This window comes from Kribbella sp. CA-245084 (assembly GCF_050942355.1).
In the GTDB taxonomy this organism is placed as follows: Bacteria; Actinomycetota; Actinomycetes; order Propionibacteriales; family Kribbellaceae; genus Kribbella.
In genome coordinates, this window is sequence record NZ_CP192053.1 from 8,310,494 (window position 1) to 8,324,983 (window position 14,490).

Annotated in this window: 16 protein-coding genes and 1 pseudogene; 6 read left to right on the forward strand and 11 right to left on the reverse strand. The window is 67.8% G+C overall.

The window, feature by feature from the left end; all coding sequences use genetic code 11:
* Positions 1-40: 40 nt before the first annotated feature.
* Positions 41-979, forward strand: a complete 939-nt coding sequence (locus ACQPYH_RS39870) for a phosphotransferase enzyme family protein (RefSeq protein ID WP_432882593.1) — start codon at positions 41-43, stop codon at positions 977-979.
* On the opposite strand, the gene ACQPYH_RS39875 is transcribed toward ACQPYH_RS39870, so the two are convergent.
* Both ACQPYH_RS39875 and ACQPYH_RS39880 read right to left on the reverse strand, forming a co-directional pair.
* Positions 963-2,204: a vanadium-dependent haloperoxidase gene (locus ACQPYH_RS39875; protein ID WP_432882596.1), complete on the reverse strand. Its 1,242-nt coding sequence runs from the start codon at positions 2,202-2,204 to the stop codon at positions 963-965. The genes ACQPYH_RS39870 and ACQPYH_RS39875 overlap by 17 nt on opposite strands.
* Positions 2,201-2,491: a hypothetical protein gene (locus tag ACQPYH_RS39880; protein WP_432882598.1), complete on the reverse strand. Its 291-nt coding sequence runs from the start codon at positions 2,489-2,491 to the stop codon at positions 2,201-2,203. Before ACQPYH_RS39880 ends, ACQPYH_RS39875 begins: the two co-directional genes overlap by 4 nt.
* A 141-nt stretch (positions 2,492-2,632) precedes the next feature.
* On the opposite strand from ACQPYH_RS39880, the gene ACQPYH_RS39885 reads away from it, so the two are divergent.
* Positions 2,633-3,385: a response regulator transcription factor gene (locus tag ACQPYH_RS39885; protein WP_432882601.1), complete on the forward strand. Its 753-nt coding sequence runs from the start codon at positions 2,633-2,635 to the stop codon at positions 3,383-3,385.
* Here ACQPYH_RS39885 and ACQPYH_RS39890 read toward each other — a convergent pair.
* Positions 3,382-4,116: a hypothetical protein gene (locus ACQPYH_RS39890; RefSeq protein ID WP_432882603.1), complete on the reverse strand. Its 735-nt coding sequence runs from the start codon at positions 4,114-4,116 to the stop codon at positions 3,382-3,384. The two genes, ACQPYH_RS39885 and ACQPYH_RS39890, sit on opposite strands and share 4 nt — an antisense overlap.
* 10 nt (positions 4,117-4,126) lie before the next feature.
* Entirely contained in the window at positions 4,127-4,906 is a 780-nt protein-coding gene (locus tag ACQPYH_RS39895; RefSeq protein WP_432882605.1) for a helix-turn-helix domain-containing protein, read from the reverse strand.
* 101 nt (positions 4,907-5,007) lie between these two features.
* Here ACQPYH_RS39895 and ACQPYH_RS39900 point away from each other — a divergent pair, with 101 nt between their 5' ends.
* Together ACQPYH_RS39900 and ACQPYH_RS39905 are read left to right on the forward strand one after the other, a co-directional pair.
* Positions 5,008-5,874, forward strand: a complete 867-nt coding sequence (locus tag ACQPYH_RS39900) for a phytanoyl-CoA dioxygenase family protein (protein WP_432882608.1) — start codon at positions 5,008-5,010, stop codon at positions 5,872-5,874.
* Positions 5,871-6,167 (forward strand): hypothetical protein, encoded by a 297-nt coding sequence (locus ACQPYH_RS39905; RefSeq protein ID WP_432882611.1) that lies wholly within the window; start codon positions 5,871-5,873, stop codon positions 6,165-6,167. The genes ACQPYH_RS39900 and ACQPYH_RS39905 overlap by 4 nt, the downstream gene beginning before the upstream one ends.
* Before the next feature lie 3 nt (positions 6,168-6,170).
* Here ACQPYH_RS39905 and ACQPYH_RS39910 read toward each other — a convergent pair whose 3' ends face one another.
* Together ACQPYH_RS39910 and ACQPYH_RS39915 are read right to left on the reverse strand one after the other, a co-directional pair.
* Positions 6,171-7,187 carry a lactonase family protein gene (locus ACQPYH_RS39910; protein WP_432882614.1) on the reverse strand — a complete coding sequence of 339 codons (1,017 nt, stop codon included), beginning with the start codon at positions 7,185-7,187 and terminating at the stop codon, positions 6,171-6,173.
* An 18-nt stretch (positions 7,188-7,205) separates the two neighbouring features.
* Complete coding sequence (locus tag ACQPYH_RS39915; RefSeq protein WP_432882617.1) at positions 7,206-7,739, reverse strand: N-acetyltransferase family protein; 534 nt, start codon at positions 7,737-7,739, stop codon at positions 7,206-7,208.
* 19 nt (positions 7,740-7,758) lie between these two features.
* Between ACQPYH_RS39915 and ACQPYH_RS39920 the strand changes: the two are divergent.
* Both ACQPYH_RS39920 and ACQPYH_RS39925 read left to right on the forward strand, forming a co-directional pair.
* Positions 7,759-8,160, forward strand: a pseudogene (locus ACQPYH_RS39920) (arylamine N-acetyltransferase); the annotation flags it as partial.
* 116 nt (positions 8,161-8,276) lie between these two features.
* Positions 8,277-8,609 carry a hypothetical protein gene (locus ACQPYH_RS39925; RefSeq protein ID WP_432894689.1) on the forward strand — a complete coding sequence of 111 codons (333 nt, stop codon included), beginning with the start codon at positions 8,277-8,279 and terminating at the stop codon, positions 8,607-8,609.
* Here the strand turns inward: ACQPYH_RS39925 and ACQPYH_RS39930 are convergent.
* The 5 genes from ACQPYH_RS39930 to nuoK form a co-directional block, all read right to left on the reverse strand.
* A complete protein-coding gene (locus tag ACQPYH_RS39930) occupies positions 8,596-9,255 on the reverse strand; it encodes a hypothetical protein (RefSeq protein WP_432894692.1) in 660 nt (219 codons plus the stop codon). The genes ACQPYH_RS39925 and ACQPYH_RS39930 overlap by 14 nt on opposite strands.
* 162 nt (positions 9,256-9,417) lie before the next feature.
* On the reverse strand, positions 9,418-10,869 hold the full coding sequence (locus ACQPYH_RS39935; RefSeq protein WP_432882619.1) for an NADH-quinone oxidoreductase subunit N: 1,452 nt from the start codon (positions 10,867-10,869) through the stop codon (positions 9,418-9,420).
* Positions 10,866-12,413, reverse strand: a complete 1,548-nt coding sequence (locus tag ACQPYH_RS39940) for a complex I subunit 4 family protein (RefSeq protein WP_432882621.1) — start codon at positions 12,411-12,413, stop codon at positions 10,866-10,868. Before ACQPYH_RS39940 ends, ACQPYH_RS39935 begins: the two co-directional genes overlap by 4 nt.
* The gene (locus ACQPYH_RS39945) at positions 12,410-14,176 is read right to left on the reverse strand and encodes an NADH-quinone oxidoreductase subunit 5 family protein (protein ID WP_432882623.1); all 1,767 of its coding nucleotides are present in this window, start codon (positions 14,174-14,176) and stop codon (positions 12,410-12,412) included. The genes ACQPYH_RS39940 and ACQPYH_RS39945 overlap by 4 nt, the downstream gene beginning before the upstream one ends.
* Positions 14,173-14,490: an NADH-quinone oxidoreductase subunit NuoK gene (gene nuoK / locus ACQPYH_RS39950; RefSeq protein ID WP_432882626.1), complete on the reverse strand. Its 318-nt coding sequence runs from the start codon at positions 14,488-14,490 to the stop codon at positions 14,173-14,175. Before nuoK ends, ACQPYH_RS39945 begins: the two co-directional genes overlap by 4 nt.

The following is a 14,490-nucleotide window of genomic DNA, read 5'->3' on the forward strand; positions in this document are numbered from 1 at the left end:
CGGGTCGCACCCGAGTCGGTTGCCGGGCATGCTGGCGGGCGTGGGTGAGACGTTGTTGCGGAAGTGGTTGCTGGGGGACTTCGGGCTCGAGGTGGTGGAGCTCACACCGGTGGCGTACGGCGCTGACATCGCCGCGCAGGTGTGGAAGGCCGGTACGGCGACCAACACGTACGCCGTGAAGTGGAGCGCCGCCGGGACGAACACGGGCCATCAGGTGGCGGCGTTCCTGGCCGACAGCGGGCTGCCCGGCGTACCGGAGCTGATCCGGACCGCCGAGGGCGGCCTGTGGTCCGTCCATGCGAAGAAGCGGCTGACGATCACGCCGTGGATCGACGGCGTACGGGCGGCTCAGTCAGGGCTGACGGAGGAGCAGTGGGAAGAGTACGGCGCACTCATCCGCCGCGTGCACGACTCGGAGCCGCCGCACCGCCTGAGGGATGCCCTGCCGAAGCACAGCCACATCGACGCCCGGACGCCGGCGATCGCGGACGAGGTCGGCGAGCGCCTCGAGACGCCTGAGGGCGAGGTCGAGGAGGAGTTGGCGGCGGTGTGGAAGCAGTTCGAGTACGTCATCACCGACCTCAAAACCAACCGCCCGCCGGCGCCGTCCGGCCCGCGGGTGATCTGCCACGGCGACCCGCACCTCGGCAACGTCCTGGTCGACGAGCACCTCCACCTAATCGACTGGGACGACGTCATCTACGCGCCCCGCGAGCAGGACCTGATGTTCATGCTCGGCGGCATGGGCGATGTCGGACCGACCACGCCCGTCCAGCGCGAAGCGTTCCTCAACGGCTACGGCCCGCACACCATCGACCAGGACGCCATCCACTACTACCGCCACGTCAGAGCCTTCGAGGACGTCATCGGCTGGGCCCACCAGGCCATCACCGGCCCCGACGAGTCCTATGCGCTGGCCGTGGTCAAGGGCATCCTCAACCACGGCCTGGCAGCTTTGGCGGTCAGTGCCGAGCGCTGATCCAGCCAGCAACCTGAGTGCCCAGTACGTCGCCATCCACCATCGAGTGACGGAAGTGCAGCCCTGAGACGATCCGAGCCTCCCGTACGTCGCTCCGTACGGCGGACAGGTCCGGGTACACACGCGTCGTACCGGTGACCAAGCTGGACATCACCAAACGCACATGTGACGTGTGGAAGAACGCCTGCAACGCCCCCGCCGCACCAGCCGTGAAGCAGGCGTGGCCGGACGGGTACTCCGGGTGGTTCACGTTCAGCAGCGACTGCCAGCTCGGATCAGCCTGCGTACGCGGGTTGCCGTCGGTGTCGGCTCGCTGAACAGCATGGACCGGCCGCCACGACAGATAGTGGAACTTGGCATCCCAGCACGCGATCACCGAGTCACCAGCCGAGACATGCGCCAGTGCGAGCATCTGCGCGGCACTGGACAGTGACAGATGCCGGTCAGTCGCCAACTGCACCAGCGCCCGACTCCACTGCTGAGCGGTCTGTTCCGACCAGAACATAGCCGCCTGGGTCTGCTCAGCAGTCCGCGTCGTACTGTCCGAACGCCCGAGCGAAGCGACCTCAGCCACATCCCGTGCGTACCGCTTGCTCGTCAGCGCATCCGGCCCGTCCGGACGGAACTGCGCCCGATACCGCAGCGCCAGCGGCCGAACCTGCGTCAGCACGATGTCCACCGGCGGAGTCGGCGCAGTGGGCTCCCACACCCCCGGCCCCGGCGCCCTCTGCACATACGGCACGGTGTTGCCCAGCCCATCCCCCGCACGCCACGCCAGCACTGCGGCTGCCACCGACCGCCCCAGAGCCACACCACGGTCCTTCGCACGCCCGGCCGGCACACCGGCCAGATAGTCGGCGTACGTCGCGTCCAGCCCAGCAGCATTAGGCACGCGAGCCCGCAGTACGTCGTACGCCGCCGTAGCAACCGCCGCCGCAGGAGACGCCCCACGATCCGGCCGTACTGCGAACTTGAACGGCCGGCCGTATCCGAGCCCGGCCACCGTGTCCGCGATCGCGATGTGCACGATCCCGAGCAGCACCTCCGAACTGGCCGGCGGACGACCGGCCACGATCGCCTGCGTCGCGTACCGACTCCAATCAAGCACCGGCGCAGCACCGGCCGAACTCACCCCAACCGAGCTCGCCGGCGGCGACAACCCGACCCCCGTCAGAACCAACGCCCCAGTGACCAGCAACGCGACACGGCGAGGCAGCAGCTTCATGAGATCCCCTGCGCATGCATGCGGGGCCGGTGCAGGACGATGGCGGTCAGGATCGACGCGATCACGGCCGCGCACAGCATCAGGCCGATCACCTGCAGTGTCGACGGTCCGACAGCGTGAACGATCGACGGCGCGACATTCGACGGCGGGGCACTCGCGGGCACCGCAGCAGGGACGGAATGCCCCCAAGGATCACGCGGCTGCATCGCGAACGCCGTACCGGACAAGGCCACCCCGGACAGGACCAGCGTGCCGAGCAGTGCGGCAAGACGAGTCAGTAGCTTCATGGTCGTTCCTTCCCGAGAACGAGCGGCGCGATACCGCCCTCATCCACCGTTGCCGCGAGCGGACCCGGCAGGCCATACGCAGTTCGGCGTATTGCCCCGTGGCGGATCGGGCCTAGGCTGAATTCCAGGGGGAGTGCAGCCATGGAACAGTTGACAGTGACCGAACGCGATCTCCGCCGGATGCTCGACGTCGTCGACCACCAGCGGTGGGGCGGCGCCGGGCAGGAGTTCCCGCGGGAGGTACTCCGCGCGCTCCGCGAGCTGATCCCGGCCGACGACATCACGTTCCAGGTGAGCCGGCCGCACGATCGCGTCTTCATCGGCCTGGAGGAGCTGACCAGCCTGCCTCCGGAGGACGAAGAAGACGGCTGGGACGACCTGTTCTGGAAGTTGTACTGGCGGCACAAGACCTGTAGCCGGCCGCAGCGGACCGGTGACCACGAGAGCGTCTGGATGTTGTCCGACTACCTGTCCGTGCGTCAACTGGTGAACAGCGAGGAGGGCCTGTGGGATCGGATGAACGGCATACGCAGCGAGATCGCGGTGCCGTTCCCGGAGCATGACGGTGAGGACCGCCGGATGCTCCTGTTCCGCACCACCGGGCCCGGTTTCTCAGAGCGTGAGCGGTTGATGCTCCAGCTGCTCCGGCCGCACCTGGTCGACATCCGCCGCGACCTGGAGCGCCGCCGCGCCGGCATCCCCGATCTGACCAGCCGCCAGTGGGAGCTGCTACGTCTGGTCGCCGCCGGACACAGCAACACCCAGATCGCCCGCCGGTTGTTTGTTGCCGAGGGCACCGTTCGCAAGCACCTGGAGAACATCTACGAGCGCCTCGGCGTGAACAGCCGCACCGCAGCCGTCGCTACGGCGTTCCCGGTCGCCGATACGGCTTAGGCGTGGCGGAGCCAGATGTTGGGTTCGACGTACGAACCGAGGTCGGCGTCGCGGTCGATATCGAGCGTCGTCAGGCCGGCAGGGATCGTGTAGGTGCCGGTGGACGGGAACTGCATCCCAGTCCACTTCTCCCATTCGGCCACGCTGCCGGTCATGGTTTGCGAAGCGGGCGCCGGGGCCAGAAGAGTTGCGCCGAGGCGGACGTGGGTGCGAAGCCAGGGGTCCAGAGGTAGACCGTCGGAGCGGGTCCACGTCATGAACGTCTCGATAGGCGTGAGCGGGTAACGAGACTTCAGGGTCGGGCGGACCGGCGCGATCACCTGCGGCAGGCCATTGGCGACTGCGCGATCGCGGACGGCGGTGATGACCCGGCCGGCGTGGCCCTGGCCCTGCTCGTCGGAGCGTACGGCGGCCGCCATCAACACGAAGGTGTTCGGTACGACGCCTTCCTCGTACGACGTGACCGACCGCGCAAGCGAGTCCGTGAACCCACCGGGCAGATCCGCGACCGTCCCGTCCCACGCGATCGGCACTCCCCAGCACCCCGCGATCAGCCGCTCCTCGGACGACACGAGATAGAACTCCCACTGCGGGAAGTACTGCAGGCGCCGATCCCGGTACGGCTTCACGCCCTCGTCGTGGAAGATGAACTCCGGCCACTCCTCGACGAAGCGCTGCTCGGCCTCTTCGTCGTACTGCGGACCGTCGCCGGCCGGGATCAGCTCATACATGTCTCGAACGCTAGCCCGCCGACGTCGCACCGGCCACCGCATTACGCACCGCGCGCGGTGACGCGCCGAGCTCGCGGTGGCAGGTCTTGTTGAAGGCCTGCAGGTCTGCGATCCCCACCGAAGCGGCCACCGCGGGGATGGACAAGGTGGAGGACACGAGGAGGTGCCGGGCGCGGTTCATCCGCCGGGTGCGGATGTAGGCGATGACCGTCTGACCGGTCTCGTGCTGGAAGAGACGGGTCAGGTGGTTGTGCGAGACGCCGGCGAGCCGGGCCAGCGCGGGCACGGTCAGCGGTTGGGCGAGGTTCGCCTCGATGTAGGCGATGGCGGTGGCGACGGCTGGATGCCCGGTCTCGGTGGTCGCAGGCGTGAGGTCGGCGATGCGCCACAGGGCGGTCCAGACCTCGGCGGTGGTGCGGCCGGAGCCGGACGGGGAGGACTCGATGGCGGACCGCAGCAACGTGGAGAGCAGCGGCGCGATCGCAGCCGCGTCCTGTACGACGGGGACGTGCGAAGGCTGGCCGGTCACACGCGGTCGGAAGTGGGCGTACAGGTGTTCCGAACGACCCAGGTAGTCGAACTGCACCAACGCCCCGGCAGGTGTCAGCGAGACGCAGCCCGGCGTGACGGGGTAGGTGGTGCCGTCTACGGTCAGGTCGGCTGTGTAGTTGTAGACGTGCAGCTGCCAGAGGTCCGGCAGGCGGAAGACGTCCCTGCGCTTGCGCACCCCGTGGATGCCCGCGCCGACGTTCACCACTTCGGGCGGAGCGGCCAGATGCAGCTCGATCATGGTGAGAAATTACCACTAGTGGTGATCACAGCCCACGCGAGACAACGCTGTCCAAACTTACGCTGGAGGAGTAGTAACCACTACCCACCATGGGAGTCTTGATGCCCCATCCGCATCGCAAGCACCTGCTCACCTCGGTACAGATGGCGCATTTCGTGGCCACCGGCGCGTTCCGGATGGACGCCGTCGTACCCGACGAGATGAACCAGCAGGCGATCGAGGTCCTGAAGAACGGCATCCCGGGGGTCCCGTACGGCACCCCGTTGTCGGAGGCGTTCACGGACAGCGAGTTCGTCCAGCGGCTGGTGGAGTTGCCGGAGGTCGCCGGCGCCATCCACAGCCTGGTCGGTCCCGAGCCGACCGTCGACCACCACGCCGTACACATCCGCAAGGCGCACGAGGGCGAGGCGCAGAACCTGCACGGTGACGCGATCATCGACGTCCGCACCGACGCGTTCGACGTACAACTCATGTACTACCCGCAGGACGTGACGCTCGAGATGGGCGGCACGCTCAGCGTTCCCGGCAGCCACCTGCGCCGGACCAACGAGTCCGACACCGGCCGCTACCAGAACCTGCTCGGTCAGACCCGCCTGGTCTGCCCGGCCGGCACCGTCCAGCTGCTGCACCACGGCATCTGGCACGGCGGCCGCAAGAACGACAGCGATCTGGACCGCTACATGTTCAAGATCCGCTTCAACCCGACCGTCCGCCAGGTCCGGCTCTGGAACACCGACGACCTGTACGACGACGTAGTCGCGGCCGAGCTCGACCAGAGCTTCCCGTGGTACGAGAACGCCACCGGCCGGCTGGAGAAGTACAACCGCATCATGCTGTGGCGCGCGATCAGCGGCGACGACACCTACGACCCGAACTACTGGGTCACCCGCGTCTCGAACCGTCCGCAGCGTGTCGTGACCGACCGCGCCAACAACCCGCACGCCAAGGTCAAGAAGGAGATGGTATGACCGCGACGGCAGAGACTCCCCTGCAGACCGGACTGCGCCAGCAGGTGCTGGTGCTGTACTTGGCCTCCTCCGCGCTCGACGCGCGCGTGGTCGGCTGGTCGACGTACGACGGCACCGGCGAGACCCACCCCACCACGGGTGACTCCGACGAGCCGCCGTACCAGACCGGACTGGACGCGCTCAAGGACGGCTGGCGTCTGTTCCAGGCGTCGCAGCTGAACCCGCCGTACCCGGGTCACGAGTACGACGTGTCGTTCCTCAAGCACGAGTTCTTCTTCGAGAAGCTCGTCTAGGACCTACACCGGCAGGATGCACACCGGCTTCGGCCAGCTGACCGGCTCACCTGTAGCGGTCAGCTTGCCGTCGTCGGCGATGCTGAAGGTCGCGATCTGGTCCGAGCGCTCGTTGGCGGCGTACAGCGTCCGACCGTCGTTGCTGAAGGCAAGGTGTCGCGGCCAGTCGCCGCCGGAGCCGATGGTCTGCACCAGCTCCACGGACAGGCCGTCGGCCGCGGTCGCGAAGACCGCGATGGTGTTGTCGCCGCGGTTCGAGCCGTACAGGAACCGGCCGTCGGCGGAGATCAGCAGCTCGGCCGGGAAGTTCTCCCCCGGGGAATCGGCCGGCCTCGTCGAGGCGGTCTGCACGGTCTGCAGCTTCCCGCCGGCGTAGCTGCAGACGGTCAGCGTCGAGTCGAGCTCGTTGATCACGTACGCCGCGCCCGCGGTCGGGTGGAACACCATGTGCCGCGGCCCTGCACCCGGATGGATGTGCAGCTGGTCGACCTCCTTCAACTGCCCGTCCTCGGTCAGCGTCGACGAGTAGACGGTGTCGGATCCGAGGTCGATGTCGAACACGTACTCACCGGCCGGGTCGAACGCGATCTGGTGCGCGTGCGGGCCTTCCTGGCGCTCGGCGTTCGGTCCGGTCCCGGAGCGCTGGATGAAGTACGCCGTCTCGCCGAGCGAACCGTCCTCGTTGATCGGGTGTACGGCGACCGACCCGGACGTGTAGTTGGCCGACAGCACGAACCGGCCGGACGGGTCGACGGCAACATGGCAGGGGTGCACCCCGCCGGTCGGCTGCTGGTTGAGCAGCTCGAGGCCGCCGTCCGGCTGGATCACGAACGCGGCGATCCGGCCGTTGTCCTCCTCGTCGGTCGAGTAGAGGAACCGCCCGTCCGCGGACCTGACCAGGAACGACGGATCGGCGATCGTCGCCACCGTTGCGATCCCGTCCAGCGGGCCGAACGCGATCCCCTCGCCGCCGCCGGCCTGACTGGTGTAGCTCCCGACATAGATCCGCTCAGAAGTCATGAGCCCTACCCTGCCAGGTCAGGGGCTTTCCGGCACACCTCTGTCCAAACCGTAGAGTGCCGACCCCCAGCCGAGGTCCGGGACCAGCACCTGCCATCCCAACCGTCGGTACAGCCGCGGTGCCGGACGGTCATCGGAGTACGTCGTGAGCAGCGCCTTGCGGTTCGGCACACCGGCCATCAGCGCCGTCATCAGCTCTGTGCCGAGACCGTTGCGCTGGGCATCGGGGCGTACGGCGAGCTCGACCACCTCGAAGTGACCGCCGATCCACGCGTCGGCCAGCTCCGCGGACACCGCTTCGGCGATCCGGTCCGGCCACCACTGCCCGCGCCGTCCGGTGAACCCGTACGCGAACCCCACCACCTGACCGTCCGCCCGCGCGGTGACCAGTCTGAAATCCTCGCGGTCCGCGTGCGTCGGGAGCTGGTCGGTCGCGAAATGCTCGGCGTCAGGCTCATCGTCGTACCCAGGTGTGCTGAAGGCCGCGGCGAACACCTCGCCGAGCTCAGGAGCTATGGCAAGTGCTGCTGTTCGGTCGAGGGTCTCGATCACCTCGCCTAGCCTAAGGCGCATGGATACCACGGCGTTCTTGCAGCGGATCAGTGTCGGCGAGTACGACGGTCCGCCGCGGCTGGAGGCGTTGACGCGATTGCACGAGGCATTCGTCGATCAGGTGCCGTACGAGTCGATCCAGTTTCAGCTGACGCCGGGCGGTCCGCTGGAGCCGGAGGACGTGGTGAAGCGGATGATCACGCGGGAGGCCGGCGGGTACTGCTTCCAGATGAACGGGTCGTTCGCGCTGCTGCTGACGGAGCTCGGGTACGGCGTGCGGATGCACCGCGGCGGCGTACAAACGGCCAACCGTCCTGGCGGAGTCGACGCCAGCCACATGGTCCTCACGGTGACCGGGCTGATCGAGGATCCGGACCGCGTCTGGCTGGTCGACGTCGGTCTCGGTGACGGCCTGCGTCAGCCGATGCCGCTCGAGGTCGGGGAGGTGTACCAGTACCCGTTCACCCTGCGCCTCCGTCCGTCGGAGCTGACCGACGGCTGGCGCCTCGACCACGACCCCGCGCAAACGTCATCGGCATGGACTTCGAGTCGGCACCCGTCGGGCTCGACGCGTTCGCCGCCCAGCACGCCCGCCTGTCGACCGATCCCACCTCACCTTTCGTCCGGCTCGCGTCCGCGTTCCGCCGTACGCCGAAGTCCGTCGTCGTACTCCGCTCCATCGGCCTCAGCGAAACCTTCGCCGACCGAGTCGACAACACCCTCCTCGAAACCCCAACCGACTACTTCACCGCCCTCGCCGACACCTTCCAACTCCCCCTCCCCCACTACACCGCCGCCGACCGCGACCAGCTCTGGCGCCAGGTGTGGTCGCAGTACGAAGACTTCCTGGCGCGGACTACTCCGTCGTGATGGAGAGCACCGCATCCTCACCGTCGTAGGCCTTCAGGGCCGCGTCGTACATCACGCCGCCCGGCTCGTCGCCCCAACCCGCCCCGCCGGCGCCGTCGAGGTGGAAGTCGTAGCAGTCGAGCGGATTGTCCTGCTTGCACGACAGCATGTGCACGGCACCGTTCGCGACGGTGAAGTCGAACGCCAGCTTGCCGATGGTGATCCGTGCGGATCGATGGAGCAGGACCTCGCACTGCCCGTCGCGGCAGGCCTCGTAGTTCGTACCGTCGGCCGGCTGATAGATCGGCAGCTTCGTGGGCGTCGGAGTCGTGCTCCGGGGCGTCGCGCCCGCGATCGGCGTACGGAGTCGCGTGGGCGTCGGGGTGCCGACTGTCGTGATCGCGACCACGGCAGTGTCACCTTCGTGGAAGGTCACCTCGAGCCTGGGCTCGGCACCGGTGAAGCCACTCATGGGAGCCGGACCGCCGAGCCCTGACACATGCAGGAAGCCGCCACCACCGCGTTCGTCGAACGAGCCTTCGGCGACCTTGAAGGTGAACTTCACCCCGTAGACGGTGATCACGGCCGAACCGCGGATCAGCACCTCACAGTTGCCATCGGCACAGGCCTTGTAGTTCTGCCCGTCCTTCGCTGTAGGAGGGGTCACCGGCGCTGATCTCCGCGCCACGGGCGTCGCCGTAACGGACTCGACCTGCACTGGAGTCGGTCTGGTCGCGGTGGTGTCCGAAGTTCCGCATCCCGCCAAGGCCCCCAGCGCCAACAGAACTACCAGACGTCGCGCGCTCACCCGCCGAACGTTAGCCGGTGGTCAGGTCGCCAGGGCGAACATGATGCTGGGGAGGACTGAGAGGACTGCGGTGAGGGCGGCGCAGAGGGAGATCATGGCGACGGCTGGGGTTTCGATGTCTACCGTGAAGGGGTCGTCGGCGGGGAGGCGGAAGAGTTCGGCTACCCAGCGGAGGTAGACGGCGAGGCCGATCATCACGTTGATGGCCATCACGATCGCCAGCCAGCCGAGGTGGGCGTCGATGACGGCCTGGAAGGCGGCGAACTTCGTGAACAGGCCCGCGATACCCGGCGGCAGGCCGGCCAGGACGACCAGGAAGAAGATCAGCGCCGCGGCGAGACCGGGCTCGGAGCGGACCATGCCGCGGTAGTCGGTCAGCAGACCGCCGGGGCGGTGACGCTGTACGACGGCGACCGCTCCGAAGGCGCCGAGCGTGACCACGACGTACGCCGCCAAGTACCCGACGACCGCTTGCGCATCACCGACGGCGAGCGGCGCGAGCAGGAAGCCGACCTGGCCGATCGACGACCACGCGAGCAGCCGGACCGCCTCGACCTGACGCAGCGCGGCCAGGTTGCCGACCGTCATCGTGAGAGCCGCGAGGATCGCGATCACCGTCCGCAGGTGCGAGCCGTCCGGTGCGATCCCGGACGTCACCAGCACGAGCAGTCCGGCGACCCCGGCCGACTTCGAGACAACCGCAAGGAACGTGGTGACCTCGATCGGCGCACCGACGTACGTGTCCGGCAACCACGCGTGGAACGGCACCGCCGCGATCTTGAACGCGAACCCGACGATCACGAACAGCCCAGCCGCGAAGGCCACCCGCCCGAGGTCGGGGTCGAGACCGGTCAGCCGGTTCGCGATCGTGGTCAGGTAGAGCGAGCCGGTCACGCCGTACAAGTAAGAGACGCCGAAGAGCATCACTGCGGTCGACAGCACCGACACCAGGAACGCCTTCATCGCGCCCTCGGAGCCGCGCCGGTCCCGCCGCAGTCCGACCATTGCGAAGCTCGGCAGCGACACCACCTCGAGCGCGATCACCAGCGTCGCGAGATCCCGCGCACCCGCCAGTACGGTCGCGCCGGTCAGCGCACTCAGCAGCAGGAAGTGGTACTCACCGATCGGCACATCCGAGGCGAGCAACCGGTACGTCGACAGTCCCACCACGCCGAGCCCGCCGACCAACAGCACGGCCCACAACCCGGCCGTCAACGGCTCGAACACGAAACTGCACTCCGCCGGTCCCTCGACCGCCGGCCGACAGAACGCGGGCTTGAACCCGCCCCGCTGCGCCCACACGAACACGAGCCCGAACAGAAGCACCGCGCTCGTCAGCAGCGTGACGACGGTATGCCGCAACTCTGCCGAAGCGCTCTTCCAGAAGCTGTCGACCAGCAGCACGGCAACCGCGCCGATCGCCAGCACCAGCGGTACGGCGATCGCCTGCCAGTCAGTCCACGTCAGCGTCATAGGAACGTCCACTGGTTGAGCAGCGTGAAGGGCCAGAGGCCGAGGAACACGGTCAGCACGACCAACGGCGCGAAGGTCACGAACTCGATCCGGCTCAGGTCGACGGCGAACGCGGCCGGCGGATTCTCGGCGGGATCACCTTGGCACAGCTCGCGGATCAACCGCAGGAAGTACGCGGCGGTCAGTACGGCGCCCAGCCCGGCGATCACCATCAACACAATGAAAGTAGCTCGAGGCAACCAATCGGCCGGGTGGTAGGCGCCCAGCAGGACAAGCATCTCGCCCCAGAACCCAGCCAGGCCGGGCAACCCGAGCGACGCAAGGCAGGCGTACGTGAGCAGCCCGCTGATCCGGGGAAGCCGCGCGTACAACGCCCGGCCGATCGCCCGCAGGTCGCTGGTGTCGTGGCGGTCCTTGATCGCCCCGGCCAGGAAGAACAGCAGTCCGGTGATGATGCCGTGGGCAAGGTTCGCGTACAGCGCGCCGTTCAGACCCTCCGGCGACATCGTCGCGATCCCGAGCCCGATGAAGCCCATATGCCCGACGCTCGAATACGCGATCAGCCGCTTCACATCGGTCTGCGCCAGACAGGCCAGCGACCCGGCGATGATCGCGACCACCGAGAACCCGGCCAGGTACGGCGCGATGGTGGCCGTCGCGTCCGGCAGGACCGGAAGCAGGATCCGGATCATCCCGTAGCTGCCCAGCTTCAGCAGTACGCCGGCCAGCAGCACCGAGCCGACCGTCGGCGCCTTGGCATGGGCGTCCGGCAACCAGATGTGCAACGGCCACAGCGGCATCTTCACCGCGAGTCCGACCGCGATCAGGATCGCCGCGGCCAGGGGAACTCCATGCCCGCCCTTGATCGGATGCTGCCCGAGGAACACCAGATCGAACGTCCCCGCGTGCCGATTGATGAGCAGGAAGCCCAGCAACATCAGCGCCGACCCGAGCACCGTCATCAAGATGAACGTGGTCGCCGCTCGCCGGCGGCCGGCTCGGTCGTGGTCGTCGCCCCAGATGTCGATCACGAGCCACATCGGGATCAGCACGATCTCGAAGAACACGAAGAACAGCACGAGGTCGGCGGCCGCGAACGTGCCGATCACACCGGTCTCGATCACCAGCAGCAACGCGATCAGCGAACGGGTCCGGCCGATGCGCGGCGTGATCTTCAACGAGTAGACGCAGCAGAGGAGGACCAGGAGCGTCGTCAACGCGATCAGCGGGATCGAGATCGTGTCGATCGCGAGGTGGAACCGCACGCCCAACGACGGGATCCACGCGGCATTGATATCGACGTACGGCGTCAGCTTGCCCGGCAGGGTCCTCGGTAGCGGGCCGTAAACTGCCTCGGCGGTGCATGGACAGTTCGGACGGCTCATGTCCCACCAGAGGACGAACGACACGACCAGCAGGACCCCGGACACGATTGTCCCGACGAGCGCCGCGATCCGATCGGCCGTCACCACAGGCAGCGCCCACAGGACCACGGCGGTCAGCGTCGGCACCGCGATCAGGGCGATCAGCAACCATTCGTTCACGAGCCGATCACCCCCGCCAGGATCGCGAGCGCGACCGCACCCACCACGGCCGCGGTCAAGTACGTCTGCACGTTGCCGGTCTGCAGCTTCCGGAAGCCCTGCGACGCCAGTACGCCGGCCCGCCCGGTCGCCCGTACATAGGCCCCGATCACATCCCGATCGTTGCCGACCGCGAGCTTCGCCAACCATCCCACCGGTACGACGAACAGTCGCTGGTACGCCGGATCGACGCCGTACTCACGCTCCAGCACGACCGGTCGCGGATCGGCGCCCCGATGCCAGAGCGAGTACGCCGCAAGGCCGCCGAGCAGGGCGAGAAAGGTCGTGATGGACGCGATCGCCAAGTTCAGGTGCACGCCGTCGGTGTAGCCCAAGCCGATCGCCCCGACCGCGAGCAGCACCATCGGCGCGAGCATCAGCCACGACCCGTCGCGGAGCTTGTTCGCGTCCGGCTCGTCGAGATCCGCCATCGGGTCGTCGCCTTCGAACGCGCCGACCGCGCCCGCGAGGGCCGGCGTACGGAAGAACACCCACAGCCACATGCGCACGCAGTAGAACGCCGTCATCGCCGCGGTCAGGCAGACGGAGACGAGCACGATCCAGCCGACCGTCGACCCGTCCTTGGCCTGCTCCCACGCGGCTTCGACCACGGAGTCCTTGGAGAAGAATCCGGCGAACCCCGGCACGCCGGCGAGCGCCGCGAGGCCGATCGTCATCGTCACGAACGTCACCCGCAACTGCTTCCGAGAAGCGCCACGGCGGGTATAACGGCGCAGTACGACGAAGGCGGCGCTGCCGACCTGGTGCAGGAGTACGCCGGCGCAGAGGAAGAGCAGGCCCTTGAACGCCGCGTGCGTCAGCAGGTGGAAGAGCGCGGCCCGGCGACCGTCGTGCGTACCGAGCGAGAGGCCGGCGAACATGATCGCCAACTGGCTGACGGTCGACCAGGCCAGCACCCGCTTCACTTCGACGGCCGCCATCGCGCAGGACGCGGCGAACAGCATCGTCACGCAGGCGACCACGGCCAGCACGGTCAGGGTGGTCTGCGCCTCGACGAACACGTTGTACAGCCGGGCGATCAGGAACACACCGGCGGCAACCATCGTCGCCGCGTGGATCAGCGCACTGACCGGACTCGGGCCGGGCATCGCGTCGGGAAGCCAGGTCTGCAGCGGGACCTGCGCGGACTTGCCGATGACGCCGACCAGCAGCAGGATCGTGCCGATCGTCAACGTGTGCGGCTCGATCGGGCCGCTGCCGAGCTCGGAGATCCGGAAGGTGTGATACCCGACGCCGAGCACGAAGATCCCGAACAGGAACCCGACGTCGCCGAGCCTGGTCATCAGGAACGCCTTCATCGCACCGGCCCGGGCGTCGCGGCGCTCCCAGTAGTGACCGATCAGCAGGTACGAGCAGACGCCCATCACCTCCCAGCCGATCAGCAGGAGGAACAGGTTGTCCGAGATCACGACAGTCACCATCGCCGCGGTGAACAGCGTGACGAGAGCCGTGTACGACGCGATGCGCTCGCGGACGTACCCGATCGAATAGATCTGCACGCACGCGGAGACGACACCGACGACGGCGAGCATCAGCACGGTGAGGCCGTCGGTGCGGAACTCGTACGAGAACCAGAAGTCCTCGCCGATCATCGCGCCGCCGGCCGTGGTCTGCTGCGGGTCCACGCCGTACAGGAGGGCGGCGGCCAGCACGACGACGAGCGAGAAGCCGACACCGGCCACCCGCCAAGCGGTGGCGATCACGTGACCGTCTCCTGTTCGGCGAGGTCCCGGGCGGCGTCGGCGTCGACGTGACCGTGGCCGCGGAACAGCAGCAGGACGATCGCCAGGCCGAGACCGATCTCGGCCGCCGCCAGCGTGATCACGAAGACGGCCAGCGTCTGACCGGTGGCGTCATTGATCCGCCAGGCGTCGAAGGCGACGAGGTTGAGGTTGACCGCATTCAGCATCAGCTCGAACGACATCAGCAGGGTGATCACGTTGCGGCGCGCGAGAACGCCGTACACCCCGATGCAGAACAGCACGACGGCCAGCAGCAGCGGGAGGATCAACGGCAC

Excerpts from the sequence above, each read along its gene's own strand:
- ACQPYH_RS39925 (WP_432894689.1), top strand. The coding sequence starts at position 8,277 with ATGGACTTCGAGTCGGCACCCGTCGGGCTCGACGCGTTCGCCGCCCAG.
- ACQPYH_RS39890 (WP_432882603.1), bottom strand. The coding sequence starts at position 4,116 with ATGTATGAGCTGATCCCGGCCGGCGACGGTCCGCAGTACGACGAAGAG.
- ACQPYH_RS39885 (WP_432882601.1), top strand. The coding sequence starts at position 2,633 with ATGGAACAGTTGACAGTGACCGAACGCGATCTCCGCCGGATGCTCGAC.
- ACQPYH_RS39895 (WP_432882605.1), bottom strand. The coding sequence starts at position 4,906 with ATGATCGAGCTGCATCTGGCCGCTCCGCCCGAAGTGGTGAACGTCGGC.
- ACQPYH_RS39935 (WP_432882619.1), bottom strand. The coding sequence starts at position 10,869 with ATGACGCTGACGTGGACTGACTGGCAGGCGATCGCCGTACCGCTGGTG.
- ACQPYH_RS39880 (WP_432882598.1), bottom strand. The coding sequence starts at position 2,491 with ATGAAGCTACTGACTCGTCTTGCCGCACTGCTCGGCACGCTGGTCCTG.
- ACQPYH_RS39900 (WP_432882608.1), top strand. The coding sequence starts at position 5,008 with ATGCCCCATCCGCATCGCAAGCACCTGCTCACCTCGGTACAGATGGCG.
- ACQPYH_RS39875 (WP_432882596.1), bottom strand. The coding sequence starts at position 2,204 with ATGAAGCTGCTGCCTCGCCGTGTCGCGTTGCTGGTCACTGGGGCGTTG.
- ACQPYH_RS39910 (WP_432882614.1), bottom strand. The coding sequence starts at position 7,187 with ATGACTTCTGAGCGGATCTATGTCGGGAGCTACACCAGTCAGGCCGGC.
- ACQPYH_RS39905 (WP_432882611.1), top strand. The coding sequence starts at position 5,871 with ATGACCGCGACGGCAGAGACTCCCCTGCAGACCGGACTGCGCCAGCAG.